Source organism: Leifsonia sp. 22587 (assembly GCF_052044215.1).
Classification (GTDB): Bacteria; Actinomycetota; Actinomycetes; order Actinomycetales; family Microbacteriaceae; genus Leifsonia; species Leifsonia shinshuensis_C.
The window spans coordinates 196,123-215,387 of the sequence record NZ_JBQENB010000001.1 but is presented as its reverse complement, the minus strand read 5'-3'; the positions used below and the strand labels follow the sequence as shown (position 1 = coordinate 215,387).

At 70.0% G+C, this 19,265-nt stretch carries 17 protein-coding genes; 10 read left to right on the top strand and 7 right to left on the bottom strand.

Translation table 11 applies throughout. The features are described 5' to 3' along the window. The first annotated feature begins 20 nt into the window (after positions 1 to 20). Entirely contained in the window at positions 21 to 1,052 is a 1,032-nt protein-coding gene (locus ACTJI1_RS01005) for an SIS domain-containing protein (RefSeq protein WP_440741198.1), read from the top strand. A 75-nt stretch (positions 1,053 to 1,127) separates the two neighbouring features. On the opposite strand, the gene ACTJI1_RS01000 is transcribed toward ACTJI1_RS01005, so the two are convergent. Then, positions 1,128 to 1,682: a hypothetical protein gene (locus tag ACTJI1_RS01000; RefSeq protein ID WP_440741197.1), complete on the bottom strand. Its 555-nt coding sequence runs from the start codon at positions 1,680 to 1,682 to the stop codon at positions 1,128 to 1,130. Between the two features lie 143 nt (positions 1,683 to 1,825). Here ACTJI1_RS01000 and ACTJI1_RS00995 point away from each other — a divergent pair, with 143 nt between their 5' ends. Then, positions 1,826 to 2,083, top strand: a complete 258-nt coding sequence (locus tag ACTJI1_RS00995; protein ID WP_440741196.1) for a DUF1049 domain-containing protein — start codon at positions 1,826 to 1,828, stop codon at positions 2,081 to 2,083. Between the two features lie 38 nt (positions 2,084 to 2,121). Next, on the top strand, positions 2,122 to 2,280 hold the full coding sequence (locus ACTJI1_RS00990; protein ID WP_310131466.1) for a hypothetical protein: 159 nt from the start codon (positions 2,122 to 2,124) through the stop codon (positions 2,278 to 2,280). A gap of 78 nt (positions 2,281 to 2,358) precedes the next feature. Here ACTJI1_RS00990 and ACTJI1_RS00985 read toward each other — a convergent pair whose 3' ends face one another. Beyond that, a complete protein-coding gene (locus ACTJI1_RS00985; RefSeq protein ID WP_310131468.1) occupies positions 2,359 to 2,574 on the bottom strand; it encodes a hypothetical protein in 216 nt (71 codons plus the stop codon). A 143-nt stretch (positions 2,575 to 2,717) separates the two neighbouring features. On the opposite strand from ACTJI1_RS00985, the gene mgrA reads away from it, so the two are divergent. Further along, positions 2,718 to 3,755 (top strand): L-glyceraldehyde 3-phosphate reductase, encoded by a 1,038-nt coding sequence (gene mgrA / locus ACTJI1_RS00980; RefSeq protein WP_440741195.1) that lies wholly within the window; start codon positions 2,718 to 2,720, stop codon positions 3,753 to 3,755. A 192-nt stretch (positions 3,756 to 3,947) separates the two neighbouring features. Continuing rightward, complete coding sequence (locus tag ACTJI1_RS00975; RefSeq protein WP_440741194.1) at positions 3,948 to 5,513, top strand: glycosyltransferase family 39 protein; 1,566 nt, start codon at positions 3,948 to 3,950, stop codon at positions 5,511 to 5,513. 54 nt (positions 5,514 to 5,567) lie between these two features. Here ACTJI1_RS00975 and ACTJI1_RS00970 read toward each other — a convergent pair whose 3' ends face one another. Both ACTJI1_RS00970 and ACTJI1_RS00965 read right to left on the bottom strand, forming a co-directional pair. Further along, entirely contained in the window at positions 5,568 to 6,287 is a 720-nt protein-coding gene (locus ACTJI1_RS00970; RefSeq protein WP_440741193.1) for an SOS response-associated peptidase, read from the bottom strand. Between the two features lie 81 nt (positions 6,288 to 6,368). Continuing rightward, positions 6,369 to 6,752, bottom strand: coding sequence for a hypothetical protein (locus ACTJI1_RS00965; protein ID WP_440741192.1), 384 nt, complete (start codon positions 6,750 to 6,752; stop codon positions 6,369 to 6,371). Positions 6,753 to 6,904: 152 nt separating this feature from the next. On the opposite strand from ACTJI1_RS00965, the gene ACTJI1_RS00960 reads away from it, so the two are divergent. The 4 genes from ACTJI1_RS00960 to ACTJI1_RS00945 all read left to right on the top strand — a co-directional run bounded on the left by ACTJI1_RS00960 (position 6,905) and on the right by ACTJI1_RS00945 (position 11,406). After that, positions 6,905 to 7,567, top strand: a complete 663-nt coding sequence (locus ACTJI1_RS00960) for a DUF1345 domain-containing protein (RefSeq protein WP_440741191.1) — start codon at positions 6,905 to 6,907, stop codon at positions 7,565 to 7,567. 359 nt (positions 7,568 to 7,926) lie between these two features. Beyond that, entirely contained in the window at positions 7,927 to 9,444 is a 1,518-nt protein-coding gene (locus ACTJI1_RS00955; RefSeq protein WP_440741190.1) for a sugar transferase, read from the top strand. Then, positions 9,444 to 10,217 (top strand): CDP-alcohol phosphatidyltransferase family protein, encoded by a 774-nt coding sequence (locus ACTJI1_RS00950; RefSeq protein WP_440741189.1) that lies wholly within the window; start codon positions 9,444 to 9,446, stop codon positions 10,215 to 10,217. The genes ACTJI1_RS00955 and ACTJI1_RS00950 overlap by 1 nt, the downstream gene beginning before the upstream one ends. Further along, positions 10,201 to 11,406 (top strand): glycosyltransferase, encoded by a 1,206-nt coding sequence (locus ACTJI1_RS00945; protein ID WP_440741188.1) that lies wholly within the window; start codon positions 10,201 to 10,203, stop codon positions 11,404 to 11,406. Before ACTJI1_RS00950 ends, ACTJI1_RS00945 begins: the two co-directional genes overlap by 17 nt. Here ACTJI1_RS00945 and ACTJI1_RS00940 read toward each other — a convergent pair. From ACTJI1_RS00940 to ACTJI1_RS00930, 3 genes are read right to left on the bottom strand one after another with little or no spacing between them, the layout of a single operon-like run. After that, complete coding sequence (locus tag ACTJI1_RS00940; protein ID WP_440741187.1) at positions 11,380 to 12,303, bottom strand: hypothetical protein; 924 nt, start codon at positions 12,301 to 12,303, stop codon at positions 11,380 to 11,382. The genes ACTJI1_RS00945 and ACTJI1_RS00940 overlap by 27 nt on opposite strands. After that, entirely contained in the window at positions 12,300 to 13,469 is a 1,170-nt protein-coding gene (locus ACTJI1_RS00935; protein WP_440741186.1) for a Gfo/Idh/MocA family protein, read from the bottom strand. Before ACTJI1_RS00935 ends, ACTJI1_RS00940 begins: the two co-directional genes overlap by 4 nt. Further along, positions 13,435 to 14,601: a DUF1972 domain-containing protein gene (locus tag ACTJI1_RS00930; RefSeq protein WP_440741185.1), complete on the bottom strand. Its 1,167-nt coding sequence runs from the start codon at positions 14,599 to 14,601 to the stop codon at positions 13,435 to 13,437. The genes ACTJI1_RS00935 and ACTJI1_RS00930 overlap by 35 nt, the downstream gene beginning before the upstream one ends. 226 nt (positions 14,602 to 14,827) lie before the next feature. Between ACTJI1_RS00930 and ACTJI1_RS00925 the strand changes: the two genes are divergently transcribed. Continuing rightward, entirely contained in the window at positions 14,828 to 19,246 is a 4,419-nt protein-coding gene (locus ACTJI1_RS00925; RefSeq protein WP_440741184.1) for a PKD domain-containing protein, read from the top strand. Positions 19,247 to 19,265 lie beyond the last annotated feature (19 nt).

Genomic DNA, 19,265 nt, shown 5'->3' with positions numbered 1-19,265 from the left:
CCGACACGTAAGGACCTTCCATGGAACCCAAAGCCCCCTTCGTCGACGCCATGCGCGCCCAGCCGGAGAACCTCGCCCTCGCCCGGGAGACCGTGCTGCGCGACCTGGCCGCCTCCGGACTGAGCCGATGGGGAGCCGACGAGTCGGTGTCCGTCGTCGCGATGGGCGCCTCGTTGAACTCGGCGCATGCGCTCGTCGCCGCTCTCGCGGCCGTGGGCCGGCCCGCTTCGTCGGTCGTGGCGTCCGATCTCGCCGACGGCCTCGTCGCCGTGCGGGCCGACCACCACATCGTGGTGTCCGAGTCCGGACGCAGCCCCGAGCCGCTGAACGCCGCTCGGACGCTGCCCGCCGGCACGCGGATCGGCATCTCGAACTGCCCCGAGGCGCCCATCCGGGACACGGTGGATGCGGTGCTCGGCCTGGGCGGCTTCCCCGACTCGCCCGTCTACACCAGCGGCTACACCGCGACGATCCTCGCCTACGCGCTGCTGCTCGACCACGTCGGCGCGCTCGACGCGGCCGCCGAGGCGGAGCGCATCCCCGCGCGGGCGTCCGACGCCCTGCGCGACTACGCCGAGGCGGCGGAGACGATCGGCCGCGTGCTGGCCGAGGCCGGCGCGATCGACGTCGTGGGTCGCGGCGCGTCGCTGTCGTCCGCGTCGGAGCTCTCGCTCATGGTCCGCGAGGGCCTGCGTACGCCGAGTGCCGCCTTCGAGACGTACCAGTACCTCCACGGACCGATGGAGGTGCTCTCCGCGGGCGATGCGCTCGTGGTGTTCGGCGACGGACGCGAGCTGGCCATCCCCTCGTCGGTGCTCGACGCCGGGGTTCGCGTGGTGCTCATGACCGCCGCCGACCCGGCCGGCGTGCCGGGCGCGGGTCACGCGGGACTGACGATCGTGCCGGTGGATGCGGGGCTCGGCCCGTTCGAGCGCTCCGTGGTGGAGACCGTGATCGGCCAGCTCGCGATCGCCGCGGCCATCGAGCACAAGCCGTTCCCGCTCGAGGACTTCCTGTACCACCAGGACGACACCAAGCTGCCGGTGGGCTGAGCGAAGCGCTGCAACCGTGGACGGCCGTCGCCGCACCGTGTGGATGCGGCGACGGCCGTCGTGTGAGGGGCCTCGTTACTTCGAGGGGGTCGGGGTGCTGGTCACGGTGGGCATGTCGCCCTTCTTGCCGACGCGGATGTTGGTCCCGAACAGAGCCGGGTCTCCGGAGCCGGTGTACTCGTCGTAGGTGAGGTCGATGTCGGAGCCGAACACGACGACATCCTTCTGGATGGTGCCGGCATCGAACGTCGTGCCGGACGACACCATCTTGATGCCCGAGATGGTCTCGGCCGTGATCTTCTGGTCGCTCGACGTCACCTCGACATGGCCGCACGAGCCCTTGAGCGTGATGGTGCCCTTGTGGCCGACCAGGTCGATCTCCTCACCGCCGGTGCACTTCACCGTGGCGTTGGAGCCGTTGGACTCGATCTGGACCTTCTTGCCGGCCGCGTCGACGACCACGCCGTCCTTCTCGAAGGTCTCGGTGTCGCCCTTCGTGACGTGGACGGTTCCCTCCTGGACGTGGGCATCCACGCCGGCGGCGCAGCCGGTCAGCAGAGAGGCGCCGGCGACAGCGGTCGCGCCGAGCACGGCGAGCACGGAAGCGCGGCGGGTGGAACGGGGGTTCATACAGTTCTCTTTCTCTTGGCGGGGCGTTGCGGTGTCGAGGCCGTACCTCGAGCGCCCCTACAGAGGAAGACGTGCCTGCACGCACTTCGTGACGCCTTACCTCCCCCTGTCCCGCCCTGGGCGCGTCGCGCCATACTGACGCCATGAGCACCCGTCAGGACACCCGGGAGAACGCGTTCGTCCGCTTCCTCAAGCGGAAGTGGCTGGCGATCGTGCTGGTGGTCCTGCTCATCGTCGTCGCCATCCAGAACGGGGTCGGCGGCGACCAGGCGACGATCTACCTGCTGTGGGGGCAGCTCGTGATGCCGACGTGGGCGCTGGTGCTCATCGTGTTCGCGGCCGGCGGCGTGGTCGGCTGGGTATTCGCACGAAACCGGGCGGCACGCAAGGGCCGCCGCTGAACATTGACGAGTCCCGCGCGGAGGGGTCAGATGATCACATGATCGCTCTTATCATCGTCCTGCTCATCATCTGGCTGGTCCTCGCCATCCTCGGCTTCGCCATCAAGGGGCTGCTGTGGCTGGCGATCCTCGGCATCGTCTTCTTCGTCATCACGGCGATCGTCGGCTGGCTGCGCCGCGGTGCGAGCCGCACCTGACCCGTCCCCTGTCCGTCCAGCGGCGGCCGTGCTCACCCGAGCGCGGCCGCCGCTGTCATGAGCAGCGATGGGGTGACGTCACGGCTGCTCCTCGTCCAGCAGCGCGTCGTTCTGGAGGGTGTCGGCCGTCTCGTCGTCGGCCGGGAGGTCGGCGTCGTCGTCCAGGGCCGTGCCGGCGGGCGCCTGCCCGGCGGCGGTCGGCTGGTCGTGCACCGGGGTGTCCGAGGGCGCCGGAGCGCCCTGCGGCTGGCCGGGGACGGTGGGGTCGGTTGTGGGAGTCGTTTCGTCGGTCATGCTCCCATGCGACCGCCGCATCCGTCGGTGCGGCAAGGGCTTGATCGGTCGCCGATCTGCGGTAGCCGCCGCCGTGGTTCGCGCAGCGCACCGGACGTCCGCGCCGGTTGGACATCGCACCCTCGGCGTAGCACTGTGGAGGCATGGCCTACATTCCGGATCCCGCACGCTACGACGACATGCTCTACCGTCGGACCGGGCGCAGCGGTCTCGACCTGCCCGCCCTCTCGCTCGGCCTCTGGCACAACTTCGGCGACGACCGGCCGATCGACACGCAGCGCGCGATCATCCGCCGCGCCTTCGACCTCGGCGTCACCCACTTCGACCTGGCGAACAACTACGGCCCGCCCTACGGGTCGGCCGAGAAGAACTTCGGCCGCATCCTGCGCGAGGACCTCCGCGACCACCGCGACGAGCTGGTGATCTCGAGCAAGGCCGGGTGGGACATGTGGCCCGGGCCGTACGGGCAGGGCGGCGGGGGCCGCAAGTACATGCTCGCCAGCCTCGACCAGTCGCTGGAGCGGCTGGGGCTCGACTACGTGGACATCTTCTACTCGCACCGTCCCGACCCGTCGACTCCGCTGGAGGAGACGATGCAGGCGCTGGACACGGCCGTGCGCTCCGGGCGGGCGCTCTACGTCGGCATCTCGTCGTACAGCGCCGAGGAGACCCGGCGGGCCGCAGAGATCCTCGCGGACCTCGGGACGCCGCTGCTCATCCACCAGCCGTCGTACTCGATGCTGAACCGCTGGATCGAGACCGAGGGCCTGCTCGACACGGTCGACGAGCTCGGCGTCGGCGTGATCGGCTTCACGCCGCTGGCGCAGGGGATGCTGACCGACAAGTACCTCGATGGCGTGCCGGAGGGCTCCCGTGCGAGCCGCGGCGACTCGTTCGACTCGTCCTGGCTCACCGACGAGGCGATCGGGCACCTGCGCGCGCTGAACGAGATCGCCGCCGCCCGTGGGCAGTCGCTCGCGCAGCTCGCGCTCGCGTGGGCGCTCCGCGACGAGCGTGTGACCTCCCTGGTGATCGGTGCGAGCAGCGTCGGCCAGCTCGAGCAGAACGTCGCCGCGCTCGGCAATCTGTCCTTCTCCGACGACGAGCTGGCGGCGATCGACCAGCACGCGGTGGATGCGGGGGTCGACCTCTGGGCGGGAGCGCGGCGCGGCGAGGTGTGAGCGCCGGCGCGCGGCGGACTGCGCCCTGCGCGCGCGCCTGCGCCGGGTGGGCAGGCCGCCACGGAGGCTATCGGGAGGACCACTGCCCCAGTAGGCAGGGGCTGTGAGTTTCCGTAGTGCTCCCTCACGCGTCCCCCAGGGTTCTCTGGTTGTCTCTGAGGTGTTCCCGTCCGCCGTCTAGAACCGGGTGGTATGGCCGTCCTCGTCGAACCGGACCTCCGGGTCGGAGCGCCGCTCCGCGCGGTGCGCCCGTGGACGATCGCGGGCATCTTCGGCCTCCTCGCGACGGTGCTGTGCGCCGCGGCGAGCTGGATCCCCTCGCTGTGGGGCGACGAGGCGGCGACGCTGCTCTCGGCCAAGCGTCCCGTCGGCAGCCTGATCGGCATGCTGTTGCACGTCGACGCGGTGCACGGGCTCTACTACCTGTTCATGCACGGGTGGATCCGCCTGGCCGGCGAGAGCGCGTTCGCCCTGCGGCTGCCGAGCGCGGTGGCGGTCGGGGCCGCGGTGGCGGCCGTGACGCTCATCGCGGGCCGGCGCGGCGGCGCCCGGGCGGCGGTCGTCGCCGGCATCGTGGCGACCGTCCTCCCGCGGCTCACGTACGCCGGCGAGGAGGCACGGTCGTATGCCTTCACCGCCGCCGCGGCCGCCTGGCTCACGCTGCTCCTGCTGTGGCTGGTCGACGGCGGCGGCCGGCGGCTGGCACCGGCCGCGCGGCGGCTCGCCTGGCTGCTGTACGCCGTCGGCATGGCCGTCTCCTCGTACCTCTTCCTCTACTTCGCCACCCTGCTGATCGCCCACGGCGCCGTGCTGCTCGGGAGCCGCGCGTCGCGCTCGACCCTCCGGGCATGGGCCGTCTGCGCCGCCGGCTGCATGCTGACCCTGATGCCGCTCGCCGCGCTCGCGTACCTCGAACGCAGTCAGATCTCCTACCTGAGCGCCACCCCGGACGACCCGTCGATCTGGTACTACTTCCTGTGGTTCGGCATGCCGTGGGTCGCGATCCCGGCGTGGGCGCTCATCGCGCTCGCACTGTGGCCGGCGTGGCGTGCCTGGCGCACGCGCGTGATGCGTCCCTCCGGCACCGGTCCCCGCGGGGTGTCGACCCGCCTCGTCGCCGCCACCTGGCTGTTCCTGCCGACGGGCGTCATGCTCGTGGTCAACCTCGTGTACCCGATGTACACAGGCCGCTACTCGACGTTCGCCGCTCCGGCCGCCGCACTCCTCGTCGCGGAGGGCATCCTGGTGCTCGGGCGGCTCATCGGCGGCGACCCGAGGCGGACGGTGGCCGCGACCGCGGGCGCGACGCTCGTCTTCGTCGCCCTCTGCGCCCCGGTCTACGTGCTCCAGCGCGGTCCCTATGCCAAGAACGACAGCGACTGGGCCGAGATCAGTGCGGCGATGCGCGCGAACGCCGGCCCGGGCGACGCCGTCGTCTTCGACGAGTCGGCGCGGCCCTCGCAGCGGCCCCGGCTGGCGATGCGCACCTACCCGGACGGCTTCCGGGGCGTCCGGGATGTCACCCTGCGCGTCCCCTACTACCGCAACGACTGGTGGTCGGACCGCGCCTATTCGGTGCCGGCGGCGGCGCAGCGCGGCCGCTTCGACGGCGTGGAGCGGGTGTGGATGATCGAGTACGACGACGAGGAGGGCGTCCAGGACACCTGGGGTCTCGCCGACCTGCAGGCGCTCGGCTTCTTCGAGACCGGCCGGACGATCACGACGCACCGCAGCGTCATCATCGAGCTGACGCGCTGAGCGTCAGGCCTCGTCGACGCTCACGCTTCGCCGACGCTCAGGCTTCATCGACGCTCAGGCGGCGTCCACCGGCTGGATCAGCTGCGGTCCGTCGTCGCTCGTCTTGAACGGGGCCACCCGGTCGAAGCGCAGCGTCTCGGCCTCGGCGACGCCCGCGCGCACCGCTTCGTCGACGAGGGCCTGGTCGCCGACGATGGACGGGTCGATCCAGTGCTGCCACAGCTCCTCGGGCAGGATCACGGGATTGCGGTCGTGGATGTCGGCGAGCGTCTGCACGGCATCCGACGTGAGGATCGTGGCGGTGAGCACCCAGCGGTCGGGGTCGTCCTCCGCCTTGCTCTTGTCGCGCCACCAGGAGTACAGCCCGGCGAAGCCCATCAGGCGTCCCTCCGGGTAGCGGATGAAGTACGGCGTCTTGCTGCCCTTCGGCCCCTGCCACTCGTAGTAGCCGCGCGCCAGGACGATCGCGCGGTGCGACTGCACGGGTTTGCGCCAGGTGGACTTCTCGGCGATGTCCTCCGCCCGCGCGTTGAAGGTGGGGAACTTGGTCTTGAGGGTGTCGGACCAGGACGGGACGAGCGACCAGTGCGCGCGCTCGAAGCGCAGCTCCCGGGTCTTGGCCGAGTCGATCAGCACGGGGATGTCGTCGGTCGGCGCGATGTTGTAGTCCGCCTCCCAGTCGGCGCGCCACTCCTCGGGCCGCCGCCCGGTCCGTTCCACGAACTCCGTGATCTCGGCGTTGACCCTGTCGTCCATCGCGAACCTGCCGCACATGCCGCCAGCTTAGGCCGCACCTCCGACAGGGACGAGCGCGGCCCCGTTCCGGGGACGGGGCCGCGTGCCGTACCCGAGCGGCTACTTGCGGTCGAGCTGGTACTTGACCTTGCTGCCGGAGCCGGTGACGGTCACCTCGTACTTGTCGTTCTCCCACCGGTTGACGCCGGCCTCGGTGAAGCCGCCGCGCTTCAGGATGTCCTCCGCGTCCTTCACGGCATCGGTGGAGGACGTCTCGAGGTCGATCACGTAGTCGCCGGTCGCGTCACTGCCGCTCGTGGTCGACTTCTTGATGACCGAGTCGGGCAGGTAGGGCACCTCGCGCGGCATGTCCGACAGGTTCTCGTTCGTCGGGTTGCTGGAGGAGTTCGTGTCCCCCACGCTCGCCTGGACGCAGCCCGAAAGGCTGACGGCGGCCATGCCGGCGACGAGGACGGCGGGGATGAGTGCTTTGGTGATGCGCACGGTGTTCCAATCGTGAATGCGGTTGCGGCCCGCTGCTGGTGCCAGACACGGGCCCTTCATTTCTGCAGACGCGACGTGCCCGGTTTCGTGACGGCGGTGGGCACAGTACGGCACCCGCATCATGGAACGGGTCCGCTGCCGTCTTACGTAGCGTGAGCTCACCGTCGGTCGCGCCCCTGACCCACCTCGCGGTCGCGGCGAACCTGCTGGTCCAGGCCGCGCTGATCGGCCTCGTGCTCGCGATGATGTTCCTGGCGACGGACGAGACCTACTTCGCGATGTTCGCGACGTGGTGCGGCATCGGCACGGCGTACGTCCTCACGGTCGGCGTCGTCGTCGGGATGATCGCCCGGCGCGAGGACTGGACGGCGCGAGCCCTCAGCCGCTTCCACGTGGGCCGCACGGTCCGCACCATGACGATCCTGACGACGATCGGTGGATTCGTCCTCGGCGCCTCCGGAGCCCTCACCGTACGGGCGCCGGTGCCGGACGAAGGCCTGCACGTTCTCGTGGACAGCCTGGGCGTCTGGGCGATGCTCGTCTCCTGGGCGCTGCTGCACTGGGGGTTCGCGCAGTCGTACTTCCGGCGCTACCACTGCAGCGCGCATCCGACGCTCGAGTTCCCCTGCGAACGGCAGCCGCGGCTGAGCGACTTCGTGTACTTCTCCGTGACGGTCGGCACTTCCTTCGCCACGTCCGACACCAGGGTCCTGTCTCCGGCGATCCGGTGGACGGTGACGTGGCACTCGGTGCTGTCGTTCCTGTTCAACGGCGCGATCGTGGTGGTCGCCTTCAACACGCTCACGGGTAACTGAGGATCACTCACCCCCCAAAAGCGGGTGACGCGAAGCTGAGAAAACGATGTATTCTCAGTTTTGTGAATTGGTGAGGAACAGTCACTTTACGGTACTGGAACTCCGATCGTTCACACCACCCGAAAGCAGTACCTACCCGACCCGCAGGTGACCCACGTGTACCCGATTTCGCCGCGCCGAGCGCTTCCCGCACTCAACCCCATCCGAACGGGGAGCACTCGGCGCGCGCGGAACCACGGGAGTCGCCCCTCGAGCGGAGCCGGCGGCGGTGAAGCCGTTCGAGACCACGGTTTCCCCCCAGCCGCCGTCGGCTCCCTGATGGGACACGATGCCGGCGCCGGCGCTGCGGAGGTGGCGGCATGACCGTCGTCCGCCCCCGGCTCCCCGGCATCGTCGCCCCCACCGCTCTGCGCGGGCGCAGCTCCGAACTCACCTGGGCGAAGCGCTACCGTTACCGGCTGCTCGCCACGGACACCGCGATCATCCTCGCCGCCACCATCGGCGCCGTGTACGTGCGCTTCGGCTTCGACGACGCGGTCGCTCCGACCGCGGGATTCCACCTCGACTACGCCTACCTGTCGCTGATCATCGCCGCGACGTGGCTCTTCACCCTCTCGGTGTACCGCACCCGCGATCCCCGCGTCATCGGGCTCGGCGTCTCCGAGTACCGCCGCGTCGTCTCGGCGACGGCGACGACCTTCGGCGTGCTGGCCATCCTCTTCCTCGTGACGAAGATCGACATCGCCCGGGGCTACTTCATCGTCGCGCTGCCGGCCGGCATGGCCGGGGTGCTGTTCTCGCGCTGGCTGTGGCGCCACTGGCTCATCCACCAGCGCACCTTCGACCACTACCTCTCGCGCGCGCTCGTCGTAGGACGGTTCAACGACGTCGACTACGTCGTGCGCCAGATCCACCAGAAGTCGGGAGCGGCCTACAACGTCGTGGGTGCCGCTCTCGACACGGGCAAGCGCAAGGGCGCGAAGAAGGACGCCGAGATGCGGCGCCGGATCGCGAGCCCCGACCGGGAGGTACCGATCGTCTCCGACCTGTCGGGGGTCGCTGACGCTGCGGCGCGGCTGGGCGCGGACACGGTGATCGTGGCCGGCCGCGCCCTCAGTTCGGGCGACTTCGTACGCAAGCTCGCCTGGAAGCTCGAGGGGACCGCCACGGAACTCGTCCTCGCGTCGCCGCTCACCGACGTGGCCGGCCCGCGCATCCACTTCCGGCCGGTCGAGGGCCTCCCCCTCATCCACGTGGAGATCCCGCAGTTCGAAGGCGGCAAGCACGTGCTCAAGCGCGCGTTCGATTTCTTCGCCTCCGGCCTCGCACTGCTCCTGCTCTCACCCTTGTTCATCGCGATCGCGATCGCGATCAAGCTCGACGACAACGGACCGGTGATCTTCTCGCAGGAGCGCGTCGGCCGCAACGGCGAGCGCTTCCGGATGTTCAAGTTCCGCTCGATGGTGATCGATGCCGAGGCTCGGCTCGCCGAGCTCCAGGCGAAGAACGACGGCCAGGGACTGCTGTTCAAGATGAAGAACGACCCGCGCGTCACCCGCGTCGGGCACTACCTGCGCAAGTTCTCCCTCGACGAGTTCCCGCAGCTGGTCAACGTCTTCCTCGGGGACATGAGCCTGGTCGGCCCGCGGCCGCCGCTACCCTCCGAGGTCGAGGGATACGAGAACCACGTGCACCGTCGCCTCTACATCAAGCCGGGGCTCACCGGGATGTGGCAGGTGAACGGCCGCTCGGACCTCTCCTGGGAGGAGAGCGTGCGTCTCGACCTCTACTACGTGGAGAACTGGTCCCTGACGGGCGACCTCGTGATCATGTGGCGCACCGTCAAAGTGCTGACTCATCCGGTGGGGGCGTACTGATGTCCGCTGAGACCGTCGGGCCCGCCACCGCGCGGCCCGGGCACCGCGAGATCGTCGCCCGACTGTCGGCGGCCCAGAAGGTCAAGACGCGCGGAGCGCCCGGCTACTCGATCTACGTCAACCGGCCCATCGGCCGCCATCTCGCGGCGTTCGCGTTCCGCGCCGGCCTCACGCCCAACGCCGTGACGGCGATCAGCGCCTGCTTCTCGCTCGCCGGCATCGCGGTGCTCGTGACGGTGCCGCCGCAGTGGTGGACCGGTCTCGTGGTGTGGCTGGCGCTCGCCGTCGGCTACGCCTTCGACTCGGCCGACGGCCAGCTCGCCCGGCTGCGTGGCGGCGGATCCCTCTCGGGCGAATGGCTCGACCACGTCGTGGATGCGACCAAGATCGCCGCATTGCACCTCGCCGTGCTGGTGATGTTCTTCCGCTGGTACCCGATCCCGGCGCCGGCCCTGCTCGTCCCGATCGGGTACAGCGTGGTCGCGACCGTCATCTTCTTCACGATCATCCTGAACGAGCAGCTGAAGCGCTCGCGCGGGTGGACCCCCGCGTCGAGCGCGGCGAGCGACTCCGGCCGCAGCACCCCGCTACGGGCCCTTGCGGCACTGCCGATGGACTACGGGTTCCTCTGCCTCGCCTTCGTCACGGCCGGCTGGCCTTTGCTCTTCTTCTGGGTCTACACGGCCTTCTTCGTGGCGAACGCGCTCTACCTGCTCGTCGCCCTGCGCAAGTGGTTCCGCGACCTGGAGGTCCTCGATGCCCGCACCCGTTGACCGCCGCCCGCTCGCGCTGGTCGCGAACCCCTCCGGCGACGTCTACGGGTCGGACCTGCAGATGCTGGAGAGCGTCCAGGCGCTGATCGAGGACGACTTCGACGTGCTGGTCGTGCTCGGCGCCGATGGTCCGCTCGCCGGGTGGCTGAAGGCCCGAGGGGCGGATGTCATGGTCCGGCCGTTCCCGGTGCTGCGGCGCGCCGACGCGAGCCTGGGAGGCGTCGTCTCGCTCGGGTGGCGCGGCCTCCGCTCGGTCGGCTGGCTCAGCCGGCTGATCCGCGAGATCGATCCGGATGTCGTCTACGTGAACACGGTCACGCTCCCCTGGTGGATCGCTGCTGCACGCCAGGCGCGGGTCCCTGTCGTCTGCCATGTGCACGAGGCCGAGACGACCGACGGGCGGCTGGTCCGTTTCGGCCTGAACGCGCCCCTCCTCCTCGCGGACGGCATCATCTCCATCAGCCGCGCATCGACCGGGGCACTGACATCCGCCGTCGCCGCTCTGGGGGCGAAGACCGTGGAGGTCTACAACGGGGTCACCCAGCCTCCCGTCGAGCCCACGCCGGTGAAGCGCGGCTCGGGACCGGTGACCATGAGCGTCGTCGCACGGCTCTCGCCGCGCAAGGCGCCCGACGTCGCCGTCGAGGCGACCGCGATCCTCCGGGCGCGCGGGCACGACGTCCGGCTGGAGCTGTGCGGAACGCCGTTCGAGGGCTACGAGTGGTACGAGCAGCAGCTGCGCGACCGCGCCCACCGCGACGACCTGCGCGGCCACGTCGCCTTCCCCGGCTACGTGTCGCCGATCTGGCCCGCCCTGGAGCGCGCCGACATCGTCCTGGCGCCCTCCCTGCGCGAGCCGTTCGGCAACGCAGTGGTGGAGGCGCAGTTCGCGCGGAGGCCCGTCGTGGCCGCTGCCGCCCTCGGGCACCTCGAGTCGATCGAGGACGGCCGGACCGGGCTGCTCGTCACGCCCGGCGACCCAGTCGCGATGGCGGACGCGGTGGAGCGGCTGCTGGACGACCCGGAGCTCGCACACCGGATGGCCGAGGACGCCCGCGCGTCCGCGCTCCAGCGGTTCACCCTCGACCGGTACCGCGCCGAGATCGCGGCGAACCTCCGCGCGCGGATCCGCTACGGGAGCCGTGCGCGCGGAGCGCGCCGCTCACGCCGGGAAGTACTCGTCCACTAGGGCCTTCGTGGAGGCCAGGTGCGCCCGGGTCGATGCGCCGAAGACGATGGACTCGATGTTCGGCTGCTGCGCCATCCACTCGATCGCCTCGCGGGCCGGGATGGCGCCCGACGCGAAGACGCTCATGGCCACGGCGCGGAACGGCCGCTCCTCGAGCGCACGACGGTAGGCGTCCAGTCCCCCGGACATCCGGAACCCGATCTTGTTGATGTTCGAGCACACCAGCGGGTTCTCGATGCCCTGGTCGGCCAGCACGTCGAGGCACAGCGGCAGGTTCATCGTGATGAAGCCCGGCTCGGCGCCGTAGCGGGAGCGGACGTGCTCGGCGAAGATGCCGAACGCGTCGCGGAAGCCGAGACCCAGGAGCAGGTCGACTACGACGTTCTGCAGCCAGATGACGGGCGTGCGGGTGCCGCGGAACATCGCGAGCTCCGCGTCCACCAGGAGCGTGATGATGCCCTCGACATCCTTGCGGGCGAGCGCGCGGCCGCCGCGGAGCGCCGCGTTTACGAGGCCCTCCTCGGGCAGGAACCGCCGGATCGCGCCCAGCATGCCCGCCTCGGTCACGGCGTCGGCGTACTTGTGCGCGTACGGCATGCTCGGCAGGAAGGAGAAGTCCGCGTAGCGCTCCGGGTTCTCGCGCACGCGGTCGGCGATCTCCGCGATGCGGTCGTGGGTCGTGCACATGAAGGTGGTGATGCCCTCGTCGTACGCCGCGTCGATCACCTCCATGATCGCGTCGGCGTGCTGGAAGCGCATCGCCTGCGCGCGCGCCTTCTCCTCGGACATGTGGTTCACGCCGAAGAACTGGTTGTCGCCCAGCAGCAGCCGGTCGAGGACGACCGGAGCGGCGGGCGCCGTGCCGGCCGGTGCGGGGATCTGTGCAGAGGTGGTCATCGTCTCCTCCAGGGGAAGCGTCGTCCCGACGGCGCGGAGGTCGCGGGGGCCGGATGTGCGCCGTCGCCGTCGCCGGCGGTGGTGCGTGGCGCCGAGGCGTCGGCGGTCAGCAGGGATAGGGCGCGGTCGGTGGCCGCGGCGCTCCGGAACGAGTTGAGTCCGTCCGTCCGCCGGGTCAGCACGCTCTGGACGAAGTAGTCGAGCTGCGCGCTGTACTCCTCGCCGCGAAGGTAGAACCAGACCGGGTCGGTCAGCTCGGTGGTGTACCGGACGTTCCAGCCGCGGGTGTAGCCGTCGATCTCCGGCGCAGTGTCGCGAAGGTACACCTGGCACTCCTGCCTGTCGGCGTGGATGCGCCCCGCCGTCCCCGAGATCGTGAGCTGGGTGGTCATCTTGCGATACGACTCGTCCGACCAGTCGACCGAGAGCTGGCCGCTGACCCCTTCGCCGAAGAACAGGGTGCCGTACACCTGGTCCTCCGTGGAGGCGGAGAACACCGACTCCAAGACCGTGCCGCCGACGCCCTGGACCTCGCCGGCGTACCAGGTCATCAGGTCGAGCGGATGTGCGGCGTAGTCGTACAGCGCGCCCCCGCCCTCGTTGCGGTCGCTGCGCCAGGTGCCGCCCTTGCCGCGCAGGACCACCGGACCGTACGCCTCCGCCTGGAGGTGCGTCACCCGGCCGATGGCGCCGAGCTCGAGCAGGCGCTTGACCTCGCGGAAGGCGCCGACGAACCGGTTGTGGTAGCCGACCTGGGTGACCCGGCCGGTCTCCGCGGCGAGCGCCGCGAGAGCCTCGGAGTCCGCGGCCGTCAGGCTGAGCGGCTTCTCGCAGAATACGTCGACCCCGGCCTCGAGGATCGAGCGGACCATCGGGGCGTGCAGCTTCGTCGGGGTCGCGATGATGACGGCGTCGAGTTCGCGCTGGGCGAGCATCGCGTCGATCGACGGGAAGGTGGCGAGACCGGTGTACTTGGAGAGGACGTCGAGCAGGTAGCCCGCCGCATCCACCACCGCCTCGACCCGGACGTCGGGATGCGCGTTGATCATCGAGAGATGCGAGAGGCCCATCTTGCCCAGGCCGACGACGCCCAGGCGGATGGTCCGCTGCGGGGTCGGCTGGGCGGCCGCTTCAGCGGGCAGGGTCGAGGGTGCGTCGATCGTCATGTGTGCGCTCCAGGTGGGAGGCGAGCACGTCGCGGTACTGGCCGGCGACGTGCTCCCAGGTGAATTCGGTGGCGTGGCGCTCGCGCGCGGCGGCCGCGAGACCGGCGCGGAGCTCGAGGTCGCCCACGAGCCGGCTGATGCGCTCGGAGGCCTCGGAAACGGTGGTGAAGTACAGGGCGGCGTCCTGCGCCACCCAGCGGTTGTAGGCGTTGTCGTGGGCGAGCACGGGGTTTCCGGCGGCCATCGCCTCGACGAGCGACGGGTTGGTGCCGCCGACCGTGTGCCCGTGGAAGTAGCCGAGGCTGTGGAAGCGAAGGGCCGCGATGCGGTCCGGCTCGTAGACCGACCCGACGAAGCGCACTTCGTCGCTCGCGGCATCCACCACGGCACGGTGGTACTCGTCGTCGTCGGGGCGGTAGTCGCCGAAGACGGCGAGCTGGACGCCGCGGCGCTCCTGCGAGAAGGCGGCGACCAGCTCGAGGATCGAGTTCTCCGGGATGGGCCGGCAGATGAGGGTGAAGTACCCGCCCGGCTCGAGGCCGAGGTCGCGGACCGGCTGCTCGGGAGCGTCGTCGACGCGGTGCGCCCCGTAGGTGATCATCGTGAGCTTGCGCTGCGGCGCCTTGCGTCGCAGGTACACCTCGATCTCCGGGTGGTCCGCGATGAGCGTGTCCCCCACCACGCAGGCGATGCGCTCGTTCGCGTACAGGATGGCCTGGCGGATCTTGCCCCAGCGGGCGCGGGACCACTCGATGCCGTCCATGTTGATGATGTTCGGGATGCGCGCCAGGCGCTGCCAGATGTTGAAGATCGCCGTGTTGTAGCCGAAGGTGAGGCACAGCCCGGGGCGGCGCACCGCGTGGGCGATCGAGCGGAGGTCGAAGCGGCTCGTCCCAATCCAGCCGGTGGCAGCGACGGGGATAGTCACCCGCTCGATGCCGTTCCATTCGTCGGTGACGATCGGCCCTTTGCCCTCGGCCTGGCAGTAGACGATGACGCGCCAGCCCTGGTCGCGCAGGAACAGCGCCACGTTCTCGGCGGCGGTCTCGAAGCCTCCGTAGTTCGCAGGGACGCCGTGCGTGCCGAGGATCCGGACGGTCGGGACGACGGCCTGAGCGCGCGTTGTCGCCATTCAATCCTCCCCTCGACGAATGCCGCGATGACCGCGGTCGGGTGCGGTCGAGGCAACAGTAACGCAGATCACTACAAACTGAATAATGCTCACCCCCGGATTGGGGGCACTTCTCTCCTGGGCTGGAAGCGATAGCCTGTAGGCAATGTTGAGGAAGTGTCACTTCACCGTGAGGGGACATGACTCGGCCCGACCCGACCCCCATGGAGACCCGACCATGAACCGAATGAACCGAGCGCGGACGCTCGCCATCACAACAGCCATCGCGCTCGGCCTCGGCACATTCTTCGCCGCCGGCCCCGCTTTCGCCGACAGCGCGCCTCCCAACCCGGCCGATCCGGCCACACCACCGACGGTCACGGCCGACGTGCTCCCCACCCCTCAGATCGACGGCGTCGTCTGGTCGCAGGCCGTGGTGGGCAACGTCGACTACGTGGCCGGCAGCTTCACCACCGCACGCCCGGCCGGCTCGGCAGCGGGGGTGAACACGGTCCCCCGCAACAACGTGCTCGCCTTCGACGTCACCACCGGCGCGCTGCTCACCAACTTCGCGCCCAGCCTGAACGGCCAGGCGCTCGCGGTCGCCGGCTCCCCCGACGGCACCAAGGTGTACGTCGCGGGCGACTTCACGACGTCCGACGGCGTCGGCGCCTACCGGATCGCGGCGTACAGCACCGCGACCGGCCAGCGCATCACCTCGTTCAAGCCGGTGATGAGCGCCTCCGTCCGCGCACTCACCGTCACCAACAACGCGGTGTACGCCGGAGGCTGGTTCACCAGCGCCAACGGTGTGGCCAAGCAGCGCGTCGCGGCCCTCGACCCGAACACCGGAGCCACGCTGCCGTTCCAGGCGGACGCGGACTACAACGTGAACGCGATCACGGCCAGCACCGACGGCTCGCGCGTCTACGTCGGCGGTCAGTTCGCCAGCCTCTCCGGCATGGCGGCCCTGGGCCTCGGCTCGGTCGACGCCACCACGGGCGCCTACGTCCCGTGGGCGGTGAACCAGGTCGTGCAGGACTACGGCAAGAACGCCAGCATCACGGCGCTGGCCGCGACGCCCACGGCGATCTACGGATCCGGCTATGACTGGGTGGGCGGCACCGGCAACCTCGAAGGGGCGTTCTCGGCCGATCCGTCGACCGGCAACGTCCAGTGGATCGAGGACTGCCACGGCGACACCTACTCGGTGGCACCCGTCAACTCCGTGCTCTACGTCGTCGGCCACCCGCACTATTGCGGCAACATCGCAGGCGGCGGCTTCCCGCAGACCTCCCCGACGTGGACGTTCCACCACCTGCTCGGCTTCTCGGCCGCCGCGGTGGGCACGCTCGCCAACGACCCGATGGGGTACTTCAACTGGGGCGGAAAGCCCTCCCCGGCGCTGCAGGACTTCTTCCCGAACTTCACCACCGGCAAGTACACGGGACAGGGGCAGGCGACCTGGTCGGTCGCGGGCAACTCCAAGTACGTGATCGCCGGCGGTGAGTTCCCGAGCGTGAACGGCGTCGCCTCGCAGGGCCTCACCCGGTTCGCGGTTCGCTCCGTCGCACCCAACAAGGTCGGCCCGCAGGGCATCCCGCTCGTGCCGAAGGCCGTCTCGTTCGCCAGCGGCCAGGTCCGCGTCTCGTGGAACGCCACCTACGACATGGACAACGGCTACCTGACCTACAAGGTGTACCGCGACGCCGGCACCACCCCGGTGTACACGGTCACCCAGCGGTCCAACTTCTACACGACGCCCCCCATGGGCTTCGTCGACACGGGCCTCGCTCCGGGATCGACGCACATCTACCACGTGAAGGTCTTCGACCCCGACAACAACACCACGTCGAGGGACACGCCCAGCGTGACCGTCTCGTCCACGAACGGATCGAGCAGCTACTCCGACAGCGTGACCGGGGCGGGCGCCAGCGCCTACTGGCCGATGGATGAGACCAGCGGTCAGACGGCTTACGACCACGTCGGCTTCAACGACCTGACGCTGCCGAGCGGGGTCACCCGCTCCAGCAACGGACCGATCTCCGGCTCCGGCTCGGCCGTCTTCGACGGCAACAGCTGGGTGACGCCCGGTCAGCAGATCACCGGACCGAACACGTTCACGGCTCAGGCCTGGATCAACACCACCACCACCTCGGGCGGCAAGATCCTCGGCTTCGGCAACTCGAACACCGGGACCTCGGGCAGCTACGACCGGCACGTGTACATGGACAACTCCGGACGGATCTGGTTCGGCGTCTACCCGGGCGGAGTCGCGACGGTGAACAGCGCCGCATCCTTCAACGACGGGAAGTGGCACCAGATCACCGCAAGCCTCAGCTCGAACGGCATGCAGCTGTACGTCGACGGCAAGCTCGTCGGCACCCGGACGGACGTCACCAGCGGTCAGCCGTACAGCGGCTACTGGCGGATCGGCGGCGACAACCTGAACGGATGGCCGGCGCAGCCGTCGAGCCAGAACTTCGCGGGGTCCATCGCCCAGGTCGCGTTCTACCCGACGGCCCTGAGCCGGACCACCATCGCCTCCCAGATCGTCGCGGCCGGACAGCCGTCGCCGATCCCGGCCGCGCCGAGCGACGCGTACGGCGCGGCTGTCTACGCCGGAAACCCGGAGTTCTACTGGCGCCTCGGTGAGACGCTCGGCAGCACCGCTGCCGACGCCGGACCGAACGGCGTGACCGGCAACTACCAGGGCACCTACTCGCAGCAGCAGGCGGGAGCCATCGCCGGAGTCTCGAACACCGCGGTCGCCTTCAACGGCGGGGCCGTGATCAACGGGACGCAGGACTCCAACCCGACGGTCTACACCGAAGAGGCGTGGTTCAAGACGACCACCAACTCCGGCGGCAAGATCATCGGATTCGGGGACGCCACCAGCGGCACCTCCAGCAACTACGACCGCCACGTCTACATGCAGGACAACGGTCAGCTGGTGTTCGGCACCTGGACCGGCCAGACGAACACGATCACGACGGGACCGTCGTACAACGACGGCGCCTGGCACCACGTGGTCGCCACGCAGGGACCCGACGGCATGAAGCTGTACCTCGACGGTCAGCTCTCCGGGACGAACCCGCAGACCAGCGCGCAGTCGTACAGCGGCTACTGGCGGGTCGGCGGGGACACCACCTGGGGTTCGTCGAGCCCGTGGTTCAACGGCACGATCGACGAGGCCGCGGTGTACCCGACGGTGCTCAGCGCGTCCACCGTGCTCGACCACTACAACCTGGGCACCGGCACCAAGCCGAACCAGGCGCCCACCGCGGCCTTCACGGCGACGATGACCAACCTGAGCGGAGCGTTCGACGCCACGGCGTCCAGCGACCCGGACGGCACGGTCGCCTCGTACGCCTGGGACTTCGGAGACGGGTCGACGGGAGTCGGCGCCACGCCGACCCACGTGTACCAGGACGCGGGCACCTACACGGTGTCGCTGACGGTCACCGACAACTCCGGCGCGACCTCGGCCGTCGTCACCCACCCGGTGACCGCAGCCAAGGCCAACCAGGCGCCGACGGCGGCCTTCACCTCGACGGCGAGCAACCTCACGGTCTCGCTCGACGGGAGCACGTCCAGCGATCCGGACGGAACCGTGACGGGCTACGCCTGGGACTTCGGTGACGGCCAGACCGGCACGGGGGCCACGACGACGCACACCTACGCCGCCGCCGGCACCTATACGGTCGGCCTGACGGTCACGGACAACCAGGGAGCCGCCTCCACCGCGACCACCCACTCGGTCACGGTGACCGCTCCGGTCAACCAGCCGCCGGTCGCCGCCTTCACCTCCAGCACCTCGAACCTGACGGTGTCGGTGGACGGCTCCGGATCGTCCGACCCGGACGGCACGATCGCCGGCTACGCATGGAACTACGGTGACGGGCAGACCGGGACGGGAGCCACCGCGACGCACACCTACGCCGCGGCCGGCACCTACACGATCACGCTGACGGTGACCGACAACCAGGGCGCGACCGCGCAGAAGACCACGACCGTCAGCCCGACGGCCCCGGTCGGACCGCAGCCGCTCGCCGCCGACACGTTCAACCGCACGCTCGCCAGCGGGTGGGGCAACGCCGACACCGGCGGAGCGTGGACCGTCAGCGGAGGTGCGACCAACTACTCGGTCGCACCCGGATACGGCCAGCAGTCCGCCACCCTGGGCGCCAGCCGCACGAGCTCGCTCAACGGCGTCTCGTCGACCAGCACCGACACCACAGTGAAGCTGAGCACGACCACGATGCCGACCGGCGGCGGGACGTACGTCTCCGCCATCGGCCGACTGGTGGGCTCGACGGACTACGAAGCGCGGGTCTGGATCAAGGCCACCGGCCAGGTGCAGCTCCAGCTGCTCCAGGGGTCGACGGTCCTGAGCGCGGCGAACATCGCCGGCATCACCTACGCCGCCGGAGACACGCTCTCCGTGCGGGTGCAGGTGACGGGCACGAACCCGACGACGATCAAGGCCTCGGTCTGGTCGGCGTCGCAGACCGCCCCGGCGAACTGGCAGCTGCAGGCGACGGACTCCACCGCCGCCCTGCAGACCGCCGGCAGCGTCGGCCTCCGCGAGTACCTGTCGGGAACAGCGACGACGACCCCGGTCGTCGTCCGCTACACCGGCTTCCAGGTGGTGCCCGTAGCCTGACCGCGAGCAGCACACGACC